This is a genomic window from Dactylosporangium sucinum, assembly GCF_014647515.1.
Classification (GTDB): Bacteria; Actinomycetota; Actinomycetes; order Mycobacteriales; family Micromonosporaceae; genus Dactylosporangium; species Dactylosporangium sucinum.
On record NZ_BMPI01000124.1, the window covers coordinates 1 to 15057 of the forward strand.

Annotated in this window: 8 protein-coding genes; 4 read left to right on the forward strand and 4 right to left on the reverse strand. The window is 71.1% G+C overall.

The window, feature by feature from the left end; genetic code table 11:
- Positions 1-243: 243 nt before the first annotated feature.
- Positions 244-879, reverse strand: coding sequence for a response regulator (locus tag IEZ31_RS54145; protein ID WP_308429545.1), 636 nt, complete (start codon positions 877-879; stop codon positions 244-246).
- Entirely contained in the window at positions 876-1997 is a 1122-nt protein-coding gene (locus IEZ31_RS54150) for a sensor histidine kinase (protein ID WP_229837254.1), read from the reverse strand. The genes IEZ31_RS54145 and IEZ31_RS54150 overlap by 4 nt, the downstream gene beginning before the upstream one ends.
- A gap of 229 nt (positions 1998-2226) precedes the next feature.
- On the opposite strand from IEZ31_RS54150, the gene IEZ31_RS54155 reads away from it, so the two are divergent.
- The 3 genes from IEZ31_RS54155 to IEZ31_RS54165 all read left to right on the forward strand — a co-directional run bounded on the left by IEZ31_RS54155 (position 2227) and on the right by IEZ31_RS54165 (position 6261).
- Positions 2227-3315 (forward strand): ABC transporter permease, encoded by a 1089-nt coding sequence (locus tag IEZ31_RS54155; protein WP_190258003.1) that lies wholly within the window; start codon positions 2227-2229, stop codon positions 3313-3315.
- Complete coding sequence (locus tag IEZ31_RS54160) at positions 3312-3998, forward strand: ABC transporter ATP-binding protein (RefSeq protein ID WP_190258004.1); 687 nt, start codon at positions 3312-3314, stop codon at positions 3996-3998. Before IEZ31_RS54155 ends, IEZ31_RS54160 begins: the two co-directional genes overlap by 4 nt.
- A gap of 733 nt (positions 3999-4731) precedes the next feature.
- A complete protein-coding gene (locus IEZ31_RS54165) occupies positions 4732-6261 on the forward strand; it encodes a hypothetical protein (RefSeq protein WP_190258005.1) in 1530 nt (509 codons plus the stop codon).
- Between the two features lie 62 nt (positions 6262-6323).
- Here the strand turns inward: IEZ31_RS54165 and IEZ31_RS54170 are convergent, their stop codons facing one another.
- Positions 6324-7298 carry a CE1 family esterase gene (locus IEZ31_RS54170; protein ID WP_229837255.1) on the reverse strand — a complete coding sequence of 325 codons (975 nt, stop codon included), beginning with the start codon at positions 7296-7298 and terminating at the stop codon, positions 6324-6326.
- 153 nt (positions 7299-7451) lie between these two features.
- Positions 7452-9197, reverse strand: a complete 1746-nt coding sequence (locus tag IEZ31_RS54175; RefSeq protein ID WP_190258007.1) for a hypothetical protein — start codon at positions 9195-9197, stop codon at positions 7452-7454.
- Between the two features lie 562 nt (positions 9198-9759).
- Here IEZ31_RS54175 and IEZ31_RS54180 point away from each other — a divergent pair.
- The coding region (locus IEZ31_RS54180; protein WP_190258008.1) for a type I polyketide synthase at positions 9760-15057 on the forward strand (5298 nt) is incomplete at its 3' end.

Here is a 15057-nt window from a genome sequence, read left to right on the forward strand (position 1 = left end):
TCGTGTGGTCCAGCGGGCTCGGGGCGCCGCTCGCCGCCGACCTGCCGTACGTGGTCGCGATGCTGCGCCCGCACTGCCGGCTGGCCCTCACCGAGGACGACGGCCGGGGCTATGCGCTGCTGCGGTGCCGCCCGCGCGGCTGAGGCTGAACCGCGGTGAAGGAGTTGAACCCCAACCGCGATGTGGCGGGCAGCCCCGCCCGGGCGCGCTGCTGTCGTGCGCCCACCGTGCGGCGGCCGCCGGTCAGCGACGGATGAGGCCGAGGTTGGTGGCCGTGGCGACGGCGGCGGTACGGGAGTCGACGCCGAGTTTGATGTAGATGCGGGCCAGGTGCGACTTGACGGTGCCTTCGGTCAGGTGCAGGCGGGCGCCGATCGCCTGGTTGGACAGGCCCTCGGCGACCAGGGTGAGGACCTCGGTCTCGCGGCGGGTCAGTGCGGTATCGGGCTGGCGCAGGCGATCCATCAGTCGGTCCGCGATGGCGGGAGCAAGGGTGGTGCGGCCGGTCGCGGCGGTGCGGACGGCGTTGGCCAGCTCTTCCGGTGGGGCGTCCTTGAGCAGGTAGGCGGTGGCGCCGGCGGCGATGGCGGGCAGGGTGTCGGCGTCGGTGTCGTAGGTCGTCACGATCACCACGCGGGGTGCGCCAGGGCGCGCGGTGATCGCGGCGGTGGCTTCGGCGCCGGTCATGCCGCCCTTGAATTGCAGGTCCATGAGGACGACGTCGATGTCGCCGTCCGCGGCGCGGGTGATGGCCTGTTCGGCAGTGGCGGCCTCGGCCACCACCGTCAGGTCGGGTTCGGTCTCCAGCACGGCACGCAGGCCCGCCCGCACGATCGGGTGGTCGTCGGCGATCAGCAGGCGGATCATCGTTCCCGTCATGGGTTCGTCCCCGTGCCGGTCGGGACCTGAACGGCCAGCGCGGTGCCATGCCCGCTGGTGGCCTCGATGGTGAGGGTGCCGCCGAGTGCGTGGGCGCGGGCGCGCATGGTTGCGAGCCCGAATCCGCCGTTGCTCGGCTCCGTGGGGGCGAGCTGGGTGGGGTCGAAGCCGGTGCCGTCATCGACGATATCCAAGGCGACATGGTCGCCGAGGTAGCTGAGGGTGACGTCCACGGTGTCGGCGTTGGCGTGTCGGACGACGTTGGACAGGGCGGATTGGGCGATGCGCAGCAGCGCGAACTCGGTCGCAGAGGATAGTGGCACCGGTTCGCCGGTACGGTGCAAGCGGGTGGCGAGTCGGTGCCGTGCGGAGGTGGTGGCGCACAGCTGCTCGAGGGCTTCGACCAGGCCGGCGTCGTCGAGCGCGGGTGGTGTGAGCGCGGCGACGAAGCGCCGAGCCTCGGCGAGGTTGTCGATGGCGGCCTGCCGGGCCTGAGCGACGTGACGAGCGGCCGTTTGCGTGGTGTCGGGCAGCGCGCGTTCGGCGGCCCGCAGCAGCAGCTGGATGCTCGACAGCCCTTGGGTCAGGGTGTCGTGGATCTCGCGGGCCAGCCGTTCCCGCTCGGCCAGCATTCCTGCGGTGTGCTGGGCTGCGGCCAGATCCGCGCGGGTCGCGGTGAGCTCTTCGATCAGCTGCCGGCGCCGTTCGCTTTCCCGATACAGGGCTTGGTAGCCCCGCACCACGGCGATCGCGACGGCCGCGCCGAGTATCGGCCCGACCGTGATGGCCAGCGTCAAGTTCCCAGCGTGGGCGGCGAAACCGGTGATCGCCACGATCGCGGTGACGAGCACCGCGACCACACCGGCTCGGCGCGGTAGCAGGTGCAGTTGCAGGAAGTACAGCGGGAAGGCCACCCACACTCCGTCTGCGGACAGGGCCAGCAGGAGCAGCCATACCGTGACGACCGCGGCCAGCCACACCCTGGCCGCCTGGCGCGACACGCGAACCCGCGCGAACCACACCCCGGCGGCATAGGTCAGGGCGAGCACGCCCGCTACCGCGACCACCAGCCAGGCGTGCGCGGCGCCGCTGGCGACTGCCCGGCCGCCGGCCAGCACCAGCAGCCCGGCGAGTAGCAGATGCAGGCACCACAGCAGGCCACGGGCCGTGCGCGGCAGGTGGGACGCGGTCGAAGACATGATGTGTTCAGCGTACGGACAGCCACGCCCGGCGGGCCTCTATCAAAAGATGCAAGGCGCATCCGGTCTTGCGGCAGATGCCCGCACCCCCGGTCGGCGGCGACTGTAGGAGCAGCCGTATCACGCCGAAGGAAAGGGGCGGTACACCGTGTTCGTCGCATGGCGTGACCTGAAGTTCGCCAGAGGCCGCTTCGCCCTGATGGGCGCCGTCATCGTGCTGATCACCCTGCTTGTCGGGCTGCTGTCCGGGCTGACCGCCGGGCTCGGCCAGCAGAACATCTCCGCGATCACCGGCCTGCCCGCCGACCTGATCGCTTTCAACGCCCCCAGCTCGGGGCAGGACCTGTCCTACGCCAACTCCACCGTCACCGCCGAGCAATGGCAGCACTGGGCCCGCACGCCCGGCGTCACCAGCGCCGAGCCACTGGGCATCAGCACCACCTGGGCCACCGCCGGCACCACGGCCGTCGCCGTGTCCGTGTTCGGCGTCCAGCCCGGCTCCCCGCTCGCCCCCGCTGCCGACCGCATCGACGACCGATCCGTGGTGTTGTCCAGCATCGCCGCCGACGACCTCGGACTCCACACCGGCGACACCCTCACTCTCGCCGGGCGGAGCCTGACCGTCGCCGCCGTCCGCGGCGACGCCTCATTCAGCCACACCCCGGTCATCTGGACGAGCCTCACCACCTGGCGCCGGACCGCCCCACCCACCAGCGATCCGGATCGGGTGACCGCGACCGTCATCGCCCTGACCACCACCAACGGAGCCGACATCGCCGCCGGCGACCAAACGGCCGGCACCCACACCGTCACCCGCGACGACTCGCTGTCCGCGATCGGCTCCTACACCTCCGAGAACGGCTCCCTGCAACTGATGCGCGGCTTCCTTTTCGCCATCTCCGCCCTGGTCATCGGCGCCTTCTTCACCGTCTGGACCATCCAGCGCAGCGGCGACGTCGCCGTCCTCAAAGCCCTCGGCGCCTCCACCACCGGCCTGCTGCGCGACGCCCTCGGTCAAGCCGCCGTCCTGCTCACCGCCGGCACCCTGACCGGCACCGCCCTCGCCGCCGCTGCCGGTGCTCTCGTCGCCGGCACCACCGTGCCGTTCCTACTCAGCCCGGCCACCATGCTCGTGCCCGCCTCAATCATGATCGTGCTCGGCATGCTCGGTGCGGCGCTGTCCATCCGCCGGATCACCTCCGTCGACCCGCTGACCGCCCTCGGGAGCGCCCGATGACCCTGCACCTGACCGACGTGACCCTCACCTACCCCGACGGCGACGCCCGCCTGACCGCCCTCGACCACGTCACCCTCGACGTTCCCCGCGGCACCCTCACCGCCGTCGTCGGCCCGTCCGGCTCCGGCAAATCCAGCCTGCTCGCCGTCGCCGCCACTCTTATCACCCCCGACAGCGGCACCGTCACCATCGACGGCACCACCGTCACCGACCTCAGCCGCAACGACCAGGCCGCCCTCCGCCGCCGTAGCATCGGCATCGTCTTCCAGCAACCCAACCTGCTGCCCGCGCTCACCGCCGCCGAGCAACTCCAGGTCATGGCCGTCATAGACGGCCGTTCGCCCGCTGCCGCCCGCCGCCGCGCCGTCGACCTGCTCGACGCCGTCGGCATGGCCGCCCAGGCCGACCGCCGCCCGCACCAGCTCTCCGGCGGCCAGCGCCAGCGCGTCAACATCGCCCGCGCCATCATGAACGCCCCCACCGTCCTGCTGATCGACGAACCCACCAGCGCCCTCGACCACGAACGCGGCGCCACCATCATCGACCTGATCGCCCAGCTCACCCACCAGCAAGCCACCGCCACAATCCTGGTCACCCACGACCGCACCCACCTCACCGCCGCTGACCAGATCACCGAGGTCCGCGACGGCCGCCTCCTTGCGACAACCCCAGTGGCGCGATGACCGCGCGGGTGCATCAAAGCAACTACAACGTCGCCGTCCACTGGAAGGCGCTCACTGACCCAGGCATCAAACCGCATGAACATACTCAAACCACATAAAATCTACGTCGCCCACATCGCCATACCCCGCTCACGACCACCTGCTGACCGGGGCGACAGGAACCCGGTGAGCTGAGCGGTTCACGCCGGGATCTGCGGGAGCCGGCGAGGATCCCGCACAGCACCTGCCGGTCCGGCACCCGTTTCCGCCCGGGGTTGCGCGACCGCCGCGGGTGCTGGGGCGACAGCGGCTCGATCCGCTCCCACAACCCGTCCGGCACGATCCATGGTGGCTGCTCGCCCTTCCGCACCGTCGCCTGCTGGGTGACTGCGGCGGCGTTCGTCCTCGGCGCTCGGGGTCCACATTGGACAGCGCACCGGCCGTGCCACACCGACCCGACTCAAGATCCGTCAGCTAGGCCCTGACAGCGTCGGGCCTGAGGGGGCGGGGGTCGTCGCAAACCTCTCACCCGGGTGAAACGGCGGGTGAGATATCGACGAGTCCGCTTGCCGGCCGGAACCTGCGCATTCATGGTGAACGCCAGCGACCGACCATCGATGTCCTGAACGCCGCGGTCGCCGCGAACCGATTCAGCACGCATCGAACGGACAACGAAGGAGAACCTCGGATCTTGAGGACCTGCATAGGAAGGCTGTCGCGCATCGCGGCGCGTCCAGTCGTGCCATTCGCCGTGGTGGCACTCGCATTCGCCACCGCGCCGATCGGAGCCGCTCACGCGGAACAGGCACCGCGGTTCACCGTATCGGCGACGAGCGAGGTCGCCGTCGGCAGCGACGGTGTCGGCAAAGCCCTCTACTACGGCGCCACAGCCGTCGACGCGAAGAACCCGCGGTTCACCATCGACGCTTCGCCGATCGCCGCGTTCGCCACCCTGACGCCGACCGACGACGGCATGTGCATGGTGACCGGCAGCACAACCACGTGCGAGTTGCCGAGCGGCTCGTACGCCAACCTCATGGTGTCCTTCATCCTGGCGCCCACCGACGGCGCCAAGGCCGGCATGAAGGGCACGCTCAAGCTCGTCGCGACCGCCGACAACACGGGCGAGGCGGCGAGCGTCACCAAGGTCACCGTCGCCGACGGTTTCGACCTGGTCGCCATCGACGACAGCCACGGCGAGCAGCCTGCGAAGCCGGGCGACGACGTCTGGATTCCCGCCACGTACTTCAACGAGGGCAACCGGACCGCCGAGGACTCCGCGTTCACGTTCTGGTTCGACTCCGCCTTCGCTCCCGACGAGTACGACGGCTGCACGTACACCGACTGGAAGTCCGGTGTCGAGGTCACCTGCCCGCTCGGCGAGCCGCTCGAGCCCGGGCACGGCGTCACGTTCGTGACCGCGGACGAGGGCAGCCAGACTCCCGGCTTCCACGCGAAGGTCAAGGGTGACGCGGCGCGTTACCACCGGGTGGACTTCGTCGCCGGCCCGTCCGGCGGCGGCCTGGACGTCGCCACGTCGCTGCGCTCCAAGGTCAGCTCGAAGAAGGCGACCGGCGGCCGGAGCTTCGCCGCCGTGGCCAAGCCGCAGACCAAGGCGCAGTCGGTCGAGATCAACAACCAGGACAACTACGCCGACACCGAGTTCAAGATCGCCAACACCGTCGACATCGCCAGCACCGGCGCGACCGCGACCGGCGGGGCCGGCGACGTGGTCAAGGTCAAGATCGGCATCAAGAACGTCGGCAAGGGCACGGTCGACGCGTACTACACCGGTGGCGATCCGTCCTGGCGGTACTACCTCGTGGTGCCGGACGGCGCCGAGGTCGTCGCCGTGCCGGACGAGTGCGACGGGCTGTGGCAGGAAAGCGGCGGCACCAAGGCCGGCCACGTTCCCGGCAAGCGGTTCTACGAGTGCGCGAACCGGGACGAGCAGTTCTCGCCGGGCGCGTCGAGCACCGTCGAGTTCGGCTTCAAGATCACGCAGGTGATAGCCCGCGCGACCGGCACCGTGTCGTTCCAGCACCCGCTGCTGCACGACGTCGTGTCGAAGGACGACAACCCGGCCAACGACCTCGCCGAGGTCGTCCTCAACCCGACGGGCAAGTCCGGCGGTCCGGGCGGTGGGCTCCCGCTGACCGGTCCGCAGGCCGGTCTCGTCGCCACGGTCGGCGCGGCCCTGCTCGCCGGCGGCGTGATCCTGTACCTCCTCGCACGCCGACGGCCGGTGGTGCTGGTCGCACCGCGGGACGACGGGGCGGAGTAGGTCGGTCCACGCGCCTTGGAGGGCGGCCTCCCGCCCTCCAAGGCGCCGCGGCGGACCGGGATTCACCCTTTGCGCGGGTGGGTGCTGAAGAACTGCCAGATCGAGTTGGTGGCGTTCAACGCCTTCGACGGCGCAGGCAGCCCGAGCAGGTACTCCGCCGCCGGCTGCGGCGCGCCGCCCGGCCACTGGTGCCCGGCGCCGGCGATGGTGATGAGCTCGACATCGCGTCCGTCCGGGCATTGCGCCACCAACGTGGTGACCTCTCCCGCGGTCCGCGTCTGCGGGGCGGCGCACCGGTCGATCGTGCGCCACTTGTCGATCTGGTCGGGCACGGATCCGGCGTCGATCTTGATCGGGATCAGCCCTTGGCCGTCGTTGTTCATTTTCCCGGGCTTGCCGTCGTACGGAACCACATCGTCGCCGGTGCCGTGGACATGGATCACGGAGATCGGCGCCGGCGACGGGCAATCCCCGAGCTGCTTGCCCGCCACCACCCCGATCGCGGCGAACGTAGTGGTGTCGCAGGCCAGCCGGTAGGCGAGCATCCCGCCGTTGGATATTCCGGTGGCGTAGATCCTGGCCGGATCGATGGGCAGCTGGTCCGAGACGTTGGCCACCATGTCGCGGATGAAGGCCACGTCGTCGACGCCGCCGCGGGCCGAGGGCCCGCAGCAGTCGGCGCTCACGACCCAGGATCGCAGGAGCCCGTCCGGGTAGGCGACCACGAACCCCCGGCGGTCCGCCTCGGCGTTCCAGCCGTACGCCTGCTCCGCCTGGCGGCCGTCGCCGAGGGCGCCGTGCAGCATGACCACCAGCGGTACCGGCTTCGACATCGACAGTTTGGCCGGCCGGTAGAGACGGAACGTGCGTTTCGTGCCGGCGACGGTGATGCTGTGGTCGGTCGACCCCACGGCAACGGACGGGCTGCGGGGCTTGGCCGCGCCCGCCGCGGACTTGGTCGGAGCGGTCGGCGTGACCGTGCCATTCCCGGTCGGCTGTGCCGCATCGCAGGCGATCAGCACGATGAGCACGCTCACGGCCGCCACTGTCCACATGGTACGGCTGACGGACGCCGCGGTTCTGATGCTGCGGAACATGAAGTCTCCACCTCTCGTTGGCAACTCGCGGTCACTCGCCGGCGCACCGGCCGGTCGGCGACGTGCGCCGACCGGCCGGCGACCGGACGAGACCTAGCTGAGGTGGTACGGTCGCGCCTGGATGTCCGCGGTGGTCTTGAGCCGGAGCAGCTCCCAACCGCCTTCGGGCACGTTGTCACCCGTGTTCGTCCGCAGGTTCATCGGGTTGGCCATGCCGAGGTAGATGGCCGATCCGTCGGCCACCATGTTGCGGATCCCGTAACTGAGGTAGTTGCCCAGTCCGGTGGTGTTCACCGGCTTGGCCGCTCCCTGCGGGCTGTCGAACGCCCAGAGGTCGGCACCGTACGACTTCTGATCGGGGGTGCCGAGCGCGGCCCGGACCCCGCCGAGCGCCGCCGCCGGCGAGTACCGGCTGATGTATCCCCAGTCCATGGTGCCGACGTACAGCGAGCCTTTGGTGACCACCATCGACCAGGTGTAGGTGTTGTACGGGTTGCCGAATCCCGCCGCGCCGTACTTGGGCTTGTACCCGGTCGAGGCGAGCGCCCAGGCGCCGGCCCCGTTGTTCGCCTTCGGGTCGTACTTGGGCAGTTGCGACGCACCGTAGAGCAGCTCGACCGACGGGCTGCTCTTGTCGGTGTTCCCGGCGCGGAAGAGGCTGATCGTGCGCTGCGTATTCTTCACCGCGAGCGCACCCTGCTGGTCGTTCGCCGGCTTGTAGGCTTTGACCATTGCCGCGGTGGCATCCAGCGGCACGTGCATCGTTCCCCAGTACAGGTATCCGCCGTACGAGGCGATCGAGCCGAGACCGTACGATCTGGCCACGACCGGGTCGGGCTCGTACTGGTACACGCTCCACACCTGCTTCCAGGCGTTGGCGTCGTCCTTGGTCAGGCCGGGCTTGCCGTCCGACAGCCGCGGGCTCAGCCACACGCCGGCCGCGGTCAACTTGGTGTAGCCGCCGAAGCTGGGCCAGGTGGTGACCGCGATCCTGCCCTGGTGCGCGGTGAGGTCCGCGACCTGCGCCGGCAGGTTGGCCACCACCGTGTACTTGAACGGGTTGGACTTGTTGCCGTCGAAGCGCAGCACCGCGCCCCCGCCAAGGCCGCTGGGCCCGATGCCGACGCCGGTGTAGAGCACGCCGTCGGCCACGACGAAGCGCCGGATGTTGCCGTACGCGCTGAGGCTGGTCGAACCGAGATACCGGCCCGAGTCGCTGTCGAACGCGAAGAGGTTGAGGCCGAGCAGGCCCGGTCCGCCCAGCAGCACCACGCCGTTGTTCGAGCCGGCGGCCCGGAACCCGATGGTCGTGTTGAGCCGCCGGCTGTCGTCGCCGGACGCCTTGTTGATGTCGCCGGTCTTGTCGGTCAGCTTCTTCGACGACGTGTCGTAGAGGTAGACCTTCGGCGCGCGCCAGTCACCCAGTCCCGCAATCAAGCTGCCGTTCTTCTGGCTCAGCTGGCTGGAGCCGTACTCGCACACGTAGTCGTCGTTCTGGGTCGGCGTGCTCTGCGCGAGGCTCGTGCCCAGCGTGAGGCATTGGACGTTGGCGCCCGTCCCGAACCAGACCCGGTTGCCCGACTTGGTCAGGCCCCACACGTACGACTGGTTCACTTTCGCCTTGCCATCCTTGCACGGCGGCCCGGGCGGGTACGGCTTGCCGACTCCGGCGAAGCACTCGTCCGGTGGGGCCTTCGCGAGCTTTTCCGGCCCCGCCGACACCCTCGTCGTCTGGGTTGTGACGGCGGCGTCGGCCGCCTGGCCGACGGTGAGCACCGGAACGGCCGCGAGGATGGCGGCGGGGAGCAGAGATCGGGCGATGAACCTGATCCTGTGCATGCGTGTCCTTTCATCAGGTACAGGTCCGTCGACGGCAGTCGCCGCGACGTCGAGAACGCTTGCTGTCGAGACAAGGGATCTCTGGACGGGCAGGGGCGGCTGCCGTCTCGTGCGGATGACGGGCACACGGCGAAGACAGTGATGCCCGCAACCCTGGGCTGGGCGGCGGCGAAGCCTGCCACCTACGCATGCACAGCGTTGCGAGTCCGGCTGGGACCACCAGCGAACCGGACGCCGTGTGTCATGCGTGCGTCTTAGCCCAAGGCATCTACAACCTGGTTTGTACCAGACGGCCGGTGCGTGAACAGGACGATCGGCGAAGAGAGTTCTGCGTAACCCGGGACAAGGGTGACGGCTGTGTTGTACGAATGATGCGTCGCGGCCACAGCCTGCTGGAGGGTGCCGCGGCCGAGCCGGCTGCGGACACCGGCGGCGCGTACGCCAGACGTGAGCTTTGGCGGAGCAATCAACGAACTCGGCGCACAAGGCTGCGCCGTGGGCCGGTGTGCGCCTGAGCCATCCCAACGCTTTCTGCAAACCTGCCCCAATCGACGGGAGCTCGATGAGTACTGCATTCGGCGGCAACGATCTGGTCATCGCCATCAGTCCGTGTGGTGCGGTGGAGCCTGGTCCGCGGATCGTGGCGGCCGCGACTGCCGGTGGTGGGCTGGGGGTCTTCGACCTGGCGGGCGGCGACCTCCGGACGCTGCGAGCGCTGGAAAAGGCGGCGTCGTGGTCGGCGGGGCCGATCGGGGTGCGGGTGCCGGCTGGTTGTACCGCCACGCCGGCCGACGTCGAGCGCGCTGCGGACGGCAACGTCACCCTGGTGGTTTTGCCGGCCGACAGCGGGTGGCCGGTGCGTGAGGCGGTTGAGCGGTACCGGGTGCTGGTGGAGGTGAACAGTCGTGCGGAGGCGCGTGCGGCGGCCGCAGCCGGTGCGCACGGGTTGATCGCTCGCGGCTCGGAGGCCGGCGGAAGATCCGGCGACCTCAGCTCGTTCGTGTTGCTGCAGCAGCTGTTGGCCGATGAGGCGCTGGAGCTGCCGGTGTGGGTCGCCGGTGGCATCGGGCCGCGCACCGCCGCCGCATGCGTGGTCGGTGGGGCGGCCGGCGTGGTCGTGGACACCCAGCTGGCGCTGATGCCCGAGTCCGATCTGCCGGAGGACGTGCGCTCCGTGATCGGGCGGATGGACGGCTCGGAGACCGTGCTGTGCGACGGTGTCCGGGGCCTGCGCCGCGACGGCCGGTCGGCCGGCGCCGGCGAGCTGCTGCCGGTCGGTCAGGACGGCTGGATGGCCGCGGTGTTCCGCCAGCGGTGGGGGACAACGGCGCAGGCGGTGCGCGGCATCCGTGTGGCGATCGAGGCCGCGTCCGGGGACACCGCCGCGGGCGACGTGCTGGCGCCGGGCGGACCGCTGGCGCAGGCGTTGGGCGTGCGGATCCCGGTGGCGCAGGGGCCGATGACGCGGGTCAGCGACGTGGCCGGGTTCGCGGGCGCGGTCGCCGACGACGGCGCGCTGCCGTTCATCGCGCTCGCGCTGGCCTCCGGCGAACAATCGCAGCGGATGCTGCGGGAGGCCGCGCAGCAGCTGGGTCAGCGCCCATGGGGGGTGGGCGTGCTCGGCTTCGCGCCGGAGGAGGTGCGCGCGGCGCAGCTCGCGGCGGTGATGGAGGTCCGGCCGCCGGTCGTGATCATCGCGGGTGGCCGGCCGGCGCAGGCGAAGGCCCTCGAAGCCGATGGCCTCAACGCGTTCCTGCACGTACCGTCGCCCGGGTTGTTGCGGCAGTTCCTGCGGGCCGGTGCGCGGCGGTTCGTGTTCGAGGGCGCCGAGTGCGGCGGGCATGTCGGGCCGCGCACGAGCTTCCCGTTGTGGGAGGCGCAAGCTTTGGCGCTGGAGGAGTACCTCGAAGACGCGCCGCCCGGGACCGCCGCCCAGGTGCAGGTGTTCTTCGCCGGTGGCATCCATGATGCGCGCTCGGCGGCCATGGTGGCGGCGATGGCGGGGCCGCTGACCCGCCGCGGTGTGCAGGTGGGCGTGTTGATGGGCACCGCGTACCTGTTCACCCGCGAGGCGGTCGAGTGCGGGGCGATCCAGCCGCTGTTCCAGCGCGAGGTGCTGGGGGCGACGGTCACGGCGCTGCTGGAGACGGCGCCGGGGCACGTGACGCGATGCCTGCACACGCCGTACGTCGACGACTTCCACCGGATGCGCCGGGAGCTGGACGCGGCGGGGGTGGCCGGCCGTCAGGTGTGGGAGCAGCTGGAGATGCTCAACGTCGGTCGGCTCCGGATCGCCAGCAAGGGCAAACGGCGCGAGGGCGACGCGCTCGTCGACGTGGACGAGGCGGGTCAGCACGCCGAGGGAATGTTCATGGCGGGCCAGGTTGCCATGTTGCGCAACGCGCAGACCACGGTGGCCGCCCTGCACGCCGACGTGACCGTGGGGGCGCAGCGCTTCCACGCCGGACGGATCGCCACCCTGACCGCGACGCTCGGCGCGGACGCCGCGGCGGCCCAGCCCGGGCCCGCGGCGCCCCTGGACGTCGCCATCATCGGCATGTCGTGCGTCTATCCCGGCTCGCCGGACCTGGCTGCCTTCTGGCAGACGATCCTCGGTGCTCGCGACGCGGTCACCGAGGTGCCGGCCCAGCGCTGGGACCCGGAGACCTACTACGCGCCCGAGGTGGAGCCGGGGCAGGCGGGCCGGATCAGCGTGTCGAAGTGGGGCGGGTTCATCGCGCCGGTGCCGTTCGACGCGATCGGGCTGGGCATCCCGCCGGCGGCGTTGGCGAGCATCGACCCGGCCCAGCTGCTGGCCCTGGAGGTGGCGCGGCGGGCGCTGGCCGACGCCGGGTACCACGCCGGCTCGCCTGGGGTCGACCATTCCCGGACCGGGGTCGTGTTCGGCGCCGAGGCGGGCAGCGACCTGAGCAACGCGGAGGTGTTGCGCACGACGCTGCCCGCCTACCTGGGTGAGCTGCCGGCGGCGCTTGCGAACGAGCTGCCCGTGGTCACCGAGGACTCGTTTCCCGGTGTGCTGACGAACGTGATCTCGGGGAGGGTGGCGAACCGGCTGGATCTGGGCGGACCGAACTTCGCCGTGGATGCCGCGTGCGCGTCCTCGCTGGCGGCGATGGACGCCGCCTGCAAGGAGCTCACCGCCGGCGGCAGCGACCTGATGATCTGCGGCGCGGTGGACCTGCACAACGGCATCCACGACTACCTCATGTTCAGCTCGGCGCATGCGCTGTCGCCGACCGGGCGGTGCCGCACGTTCGACTCCACCGGCGACGGGATCGCGTTGGGCGAGGGGGTCGCGTGTGTCGTGCTCAAACGGCTGGCCGACGCGCGGCGCGACGGTGACCGCGTCTACGCGGTGATCAAGGGAGTGGGCGCGGCCAGCGACGGTCGGGCGCTGGGGCTGACCGCCCCGCGGGCAGAGGGGCAGCGCCGGGCACTGGACCGGGCGTACGCGCAAAGCGGCGTCTCGCCTCGGCAGGTGGGTCTGGTCGAGGCGCACGGCACCGGGACGGTGGTCGGCGACCGCACCGAGCTACAGACATTGACGCAGCTGTTCGTCGAGGCCGGTGCGCAGCCGGGCAGCTGCGCGCTGGGGTCGGTCAAGTCGCAGATCGGGCACACCAAGTGCGCCGCCGGTCTCGCCGGGGTGATCAAAGCCGCGCTGGCGCTGCACACCGGGGTGAGGCCGCCGACGATCAACCTCACCCGCCCCAATCCCGCCTGGAACGCGCAGTCCAGCCCGTTCAGCTTCTCCGCCTCGGCCCGCCCCTGGGCGGCACCGGCCGGGCAGCGCATCGCCGGGGTCAGCGCGTTCGGCTTCGGCGGCACCAACTACCACGTGGTGCTCGCCGCGGACCCGCGCACGCCCGAGCCGCGCCACGCGCATGACGAATGGCCGGCGGAGCTGTTCTGGTTCCGCGGCCGGGACCGGACGGCCGCGCACCAGGCGGTCGGCAGACTCGCCGACCTGCTGCGCAGCACCGACCGGTACGGCCGGCCATGGCGGCTGCGGGACCTGGCGGCCACCGTCGCCACGCAGTCCGACCCGCGCTCCGGCCCCGTCCAGGTCGCGATCGTCGCCCGCGACGTCGCCGAACTCGACCAGCTGGTTCGCCGCGCGCTCGCCGGCGATCACGACCCCGGGCAGGGGCTGATTCAGCCACCACCGGACACGACCGACGCCCAGCCCGGCTCGATGAGGCTTCCCGCGGACCGACCCGGTCCAGGGGCCGGCAAGCTGGCGTTCCTGTTCCCGGGACAGGGCAGCCAACGCCCGGGCGCCCTGGCTGAGCTGTTCGTCGCGTTTCCCGAGCTGCGCGAGTACCTCGAGCTCGGGCCCGAATACGCGGATCTGCTGCTCCCGCCCGCCGCGTTTGATGCGGCCACCGAACGCGACCAGCAGCAGCGCCTCCGCGACACCCGGGTGGCCCAACCCGTGCTTGGTATCGAAGGACTCGCCGTCAGCCATCTGCTCGGCCGGCTCGACATCTGTCCCGACGTCACCGCCGGCCACAGCTACGGTGAGCTCGCCGCGCTGTGCGTGGCCGGCGCCTACGACCCGCCGACGCTGCTGGAGCTCAGCCGACAGCGGGCCGAAGCGATCCTCGGCGCCGCCGGAGACGATCCCGGCACCATGGCCGCGGTCAGCGCCACGACCGGGCAGATCGCCACGGTCCTGGCCGATGCCGGCCTCGCCGGCGAGATCGTCCTGGCCAACCTCAACTCCCCGACCCAGCAGGTGATCTCCGGGCCCACCCGCGCCGTGCAGGCGGCGATCACCGCACTGCAGGCCGCCGGCTTGACGACACACCGGCTCAACGTTGCCTGCGCCTTCCACAGCCCGCTCATTGCCGGCGCCGTCGAACGCTTCGCACAGGTGCTCGCCGACCAACCGATCACACCACCGGCCATCGCCGTGTGGTCGAACCGCACCGCCGCGGCCTACCCGGCGAACGCCGACGAGGTCCGGCACGAGCTCGCCGCCCAGGTCGGCGCGCCGGTTCGCTTCGCCGAACAGATCGAGGCCATGTACGCCGCCGGAGTCCGGACCTTCGTCGAAACCGGCCCGGGGCAGGCACTTACCCGCCTGGTGCAGGCCGTCCTCGCCGATCGGCCACACCTCGCGATCGCCTGCGACCGGAACACCGGAGAAGGGCTCCGCGACGTGCTCACCGCGGCGGCGCAACTGGCCTGCGCCGGCGTGCCGGTGCAGACCGGCTGGCTGTTCCACGGCCGCGAGACCGTCGTGGCCAGCCCGACCGGCCCCGACGACCGTCCCTTCTGGACGGTGGACGGCCAGCTGGTCCGCGACCGCGACGGCAACTGCATCCCCGGTGGGTTGAGGCCCCCACGACGCATCAAGGAGTTGTCCATGACCGCAACGACCAAGCCCGCCGCCGGCGGCCCCGACAACCGCGACGAACGACGAGGCCCGGACGAACTGCTCGCCGAGTTCCTCCGGACGAATCGCGAGATGATCGCCTCCCAGCGCGACGTCTTGCTCGCCTACCTCGGCAACGACATGAACCACGGATACCGCCCGGCGGACACCGTCGCGAGACCACCACTGCCACCGCTACCGCCATCGACGCCGGCGCCGGTGGCGACGAGTCCGCGCCAGCCGGTCCTGCCCGCGCCGGCCCCGGCCGGGCCGCCCGTGTCCACCGTGCCGGCGCCGGTGCTCACAGCGTCCGGCAACGGAAGCGCGGCGCTCTCGCTCGTGGCGGAGGCGCCGAAGCTCGACTTCCAGGGTGCGGTGCTGGCGGTGCTGAGTGAGCGGACCGGGTACCCGGTCGATCTGATCGATTTCGATCTGGACCTGGAGGCCGACCTCAGCATC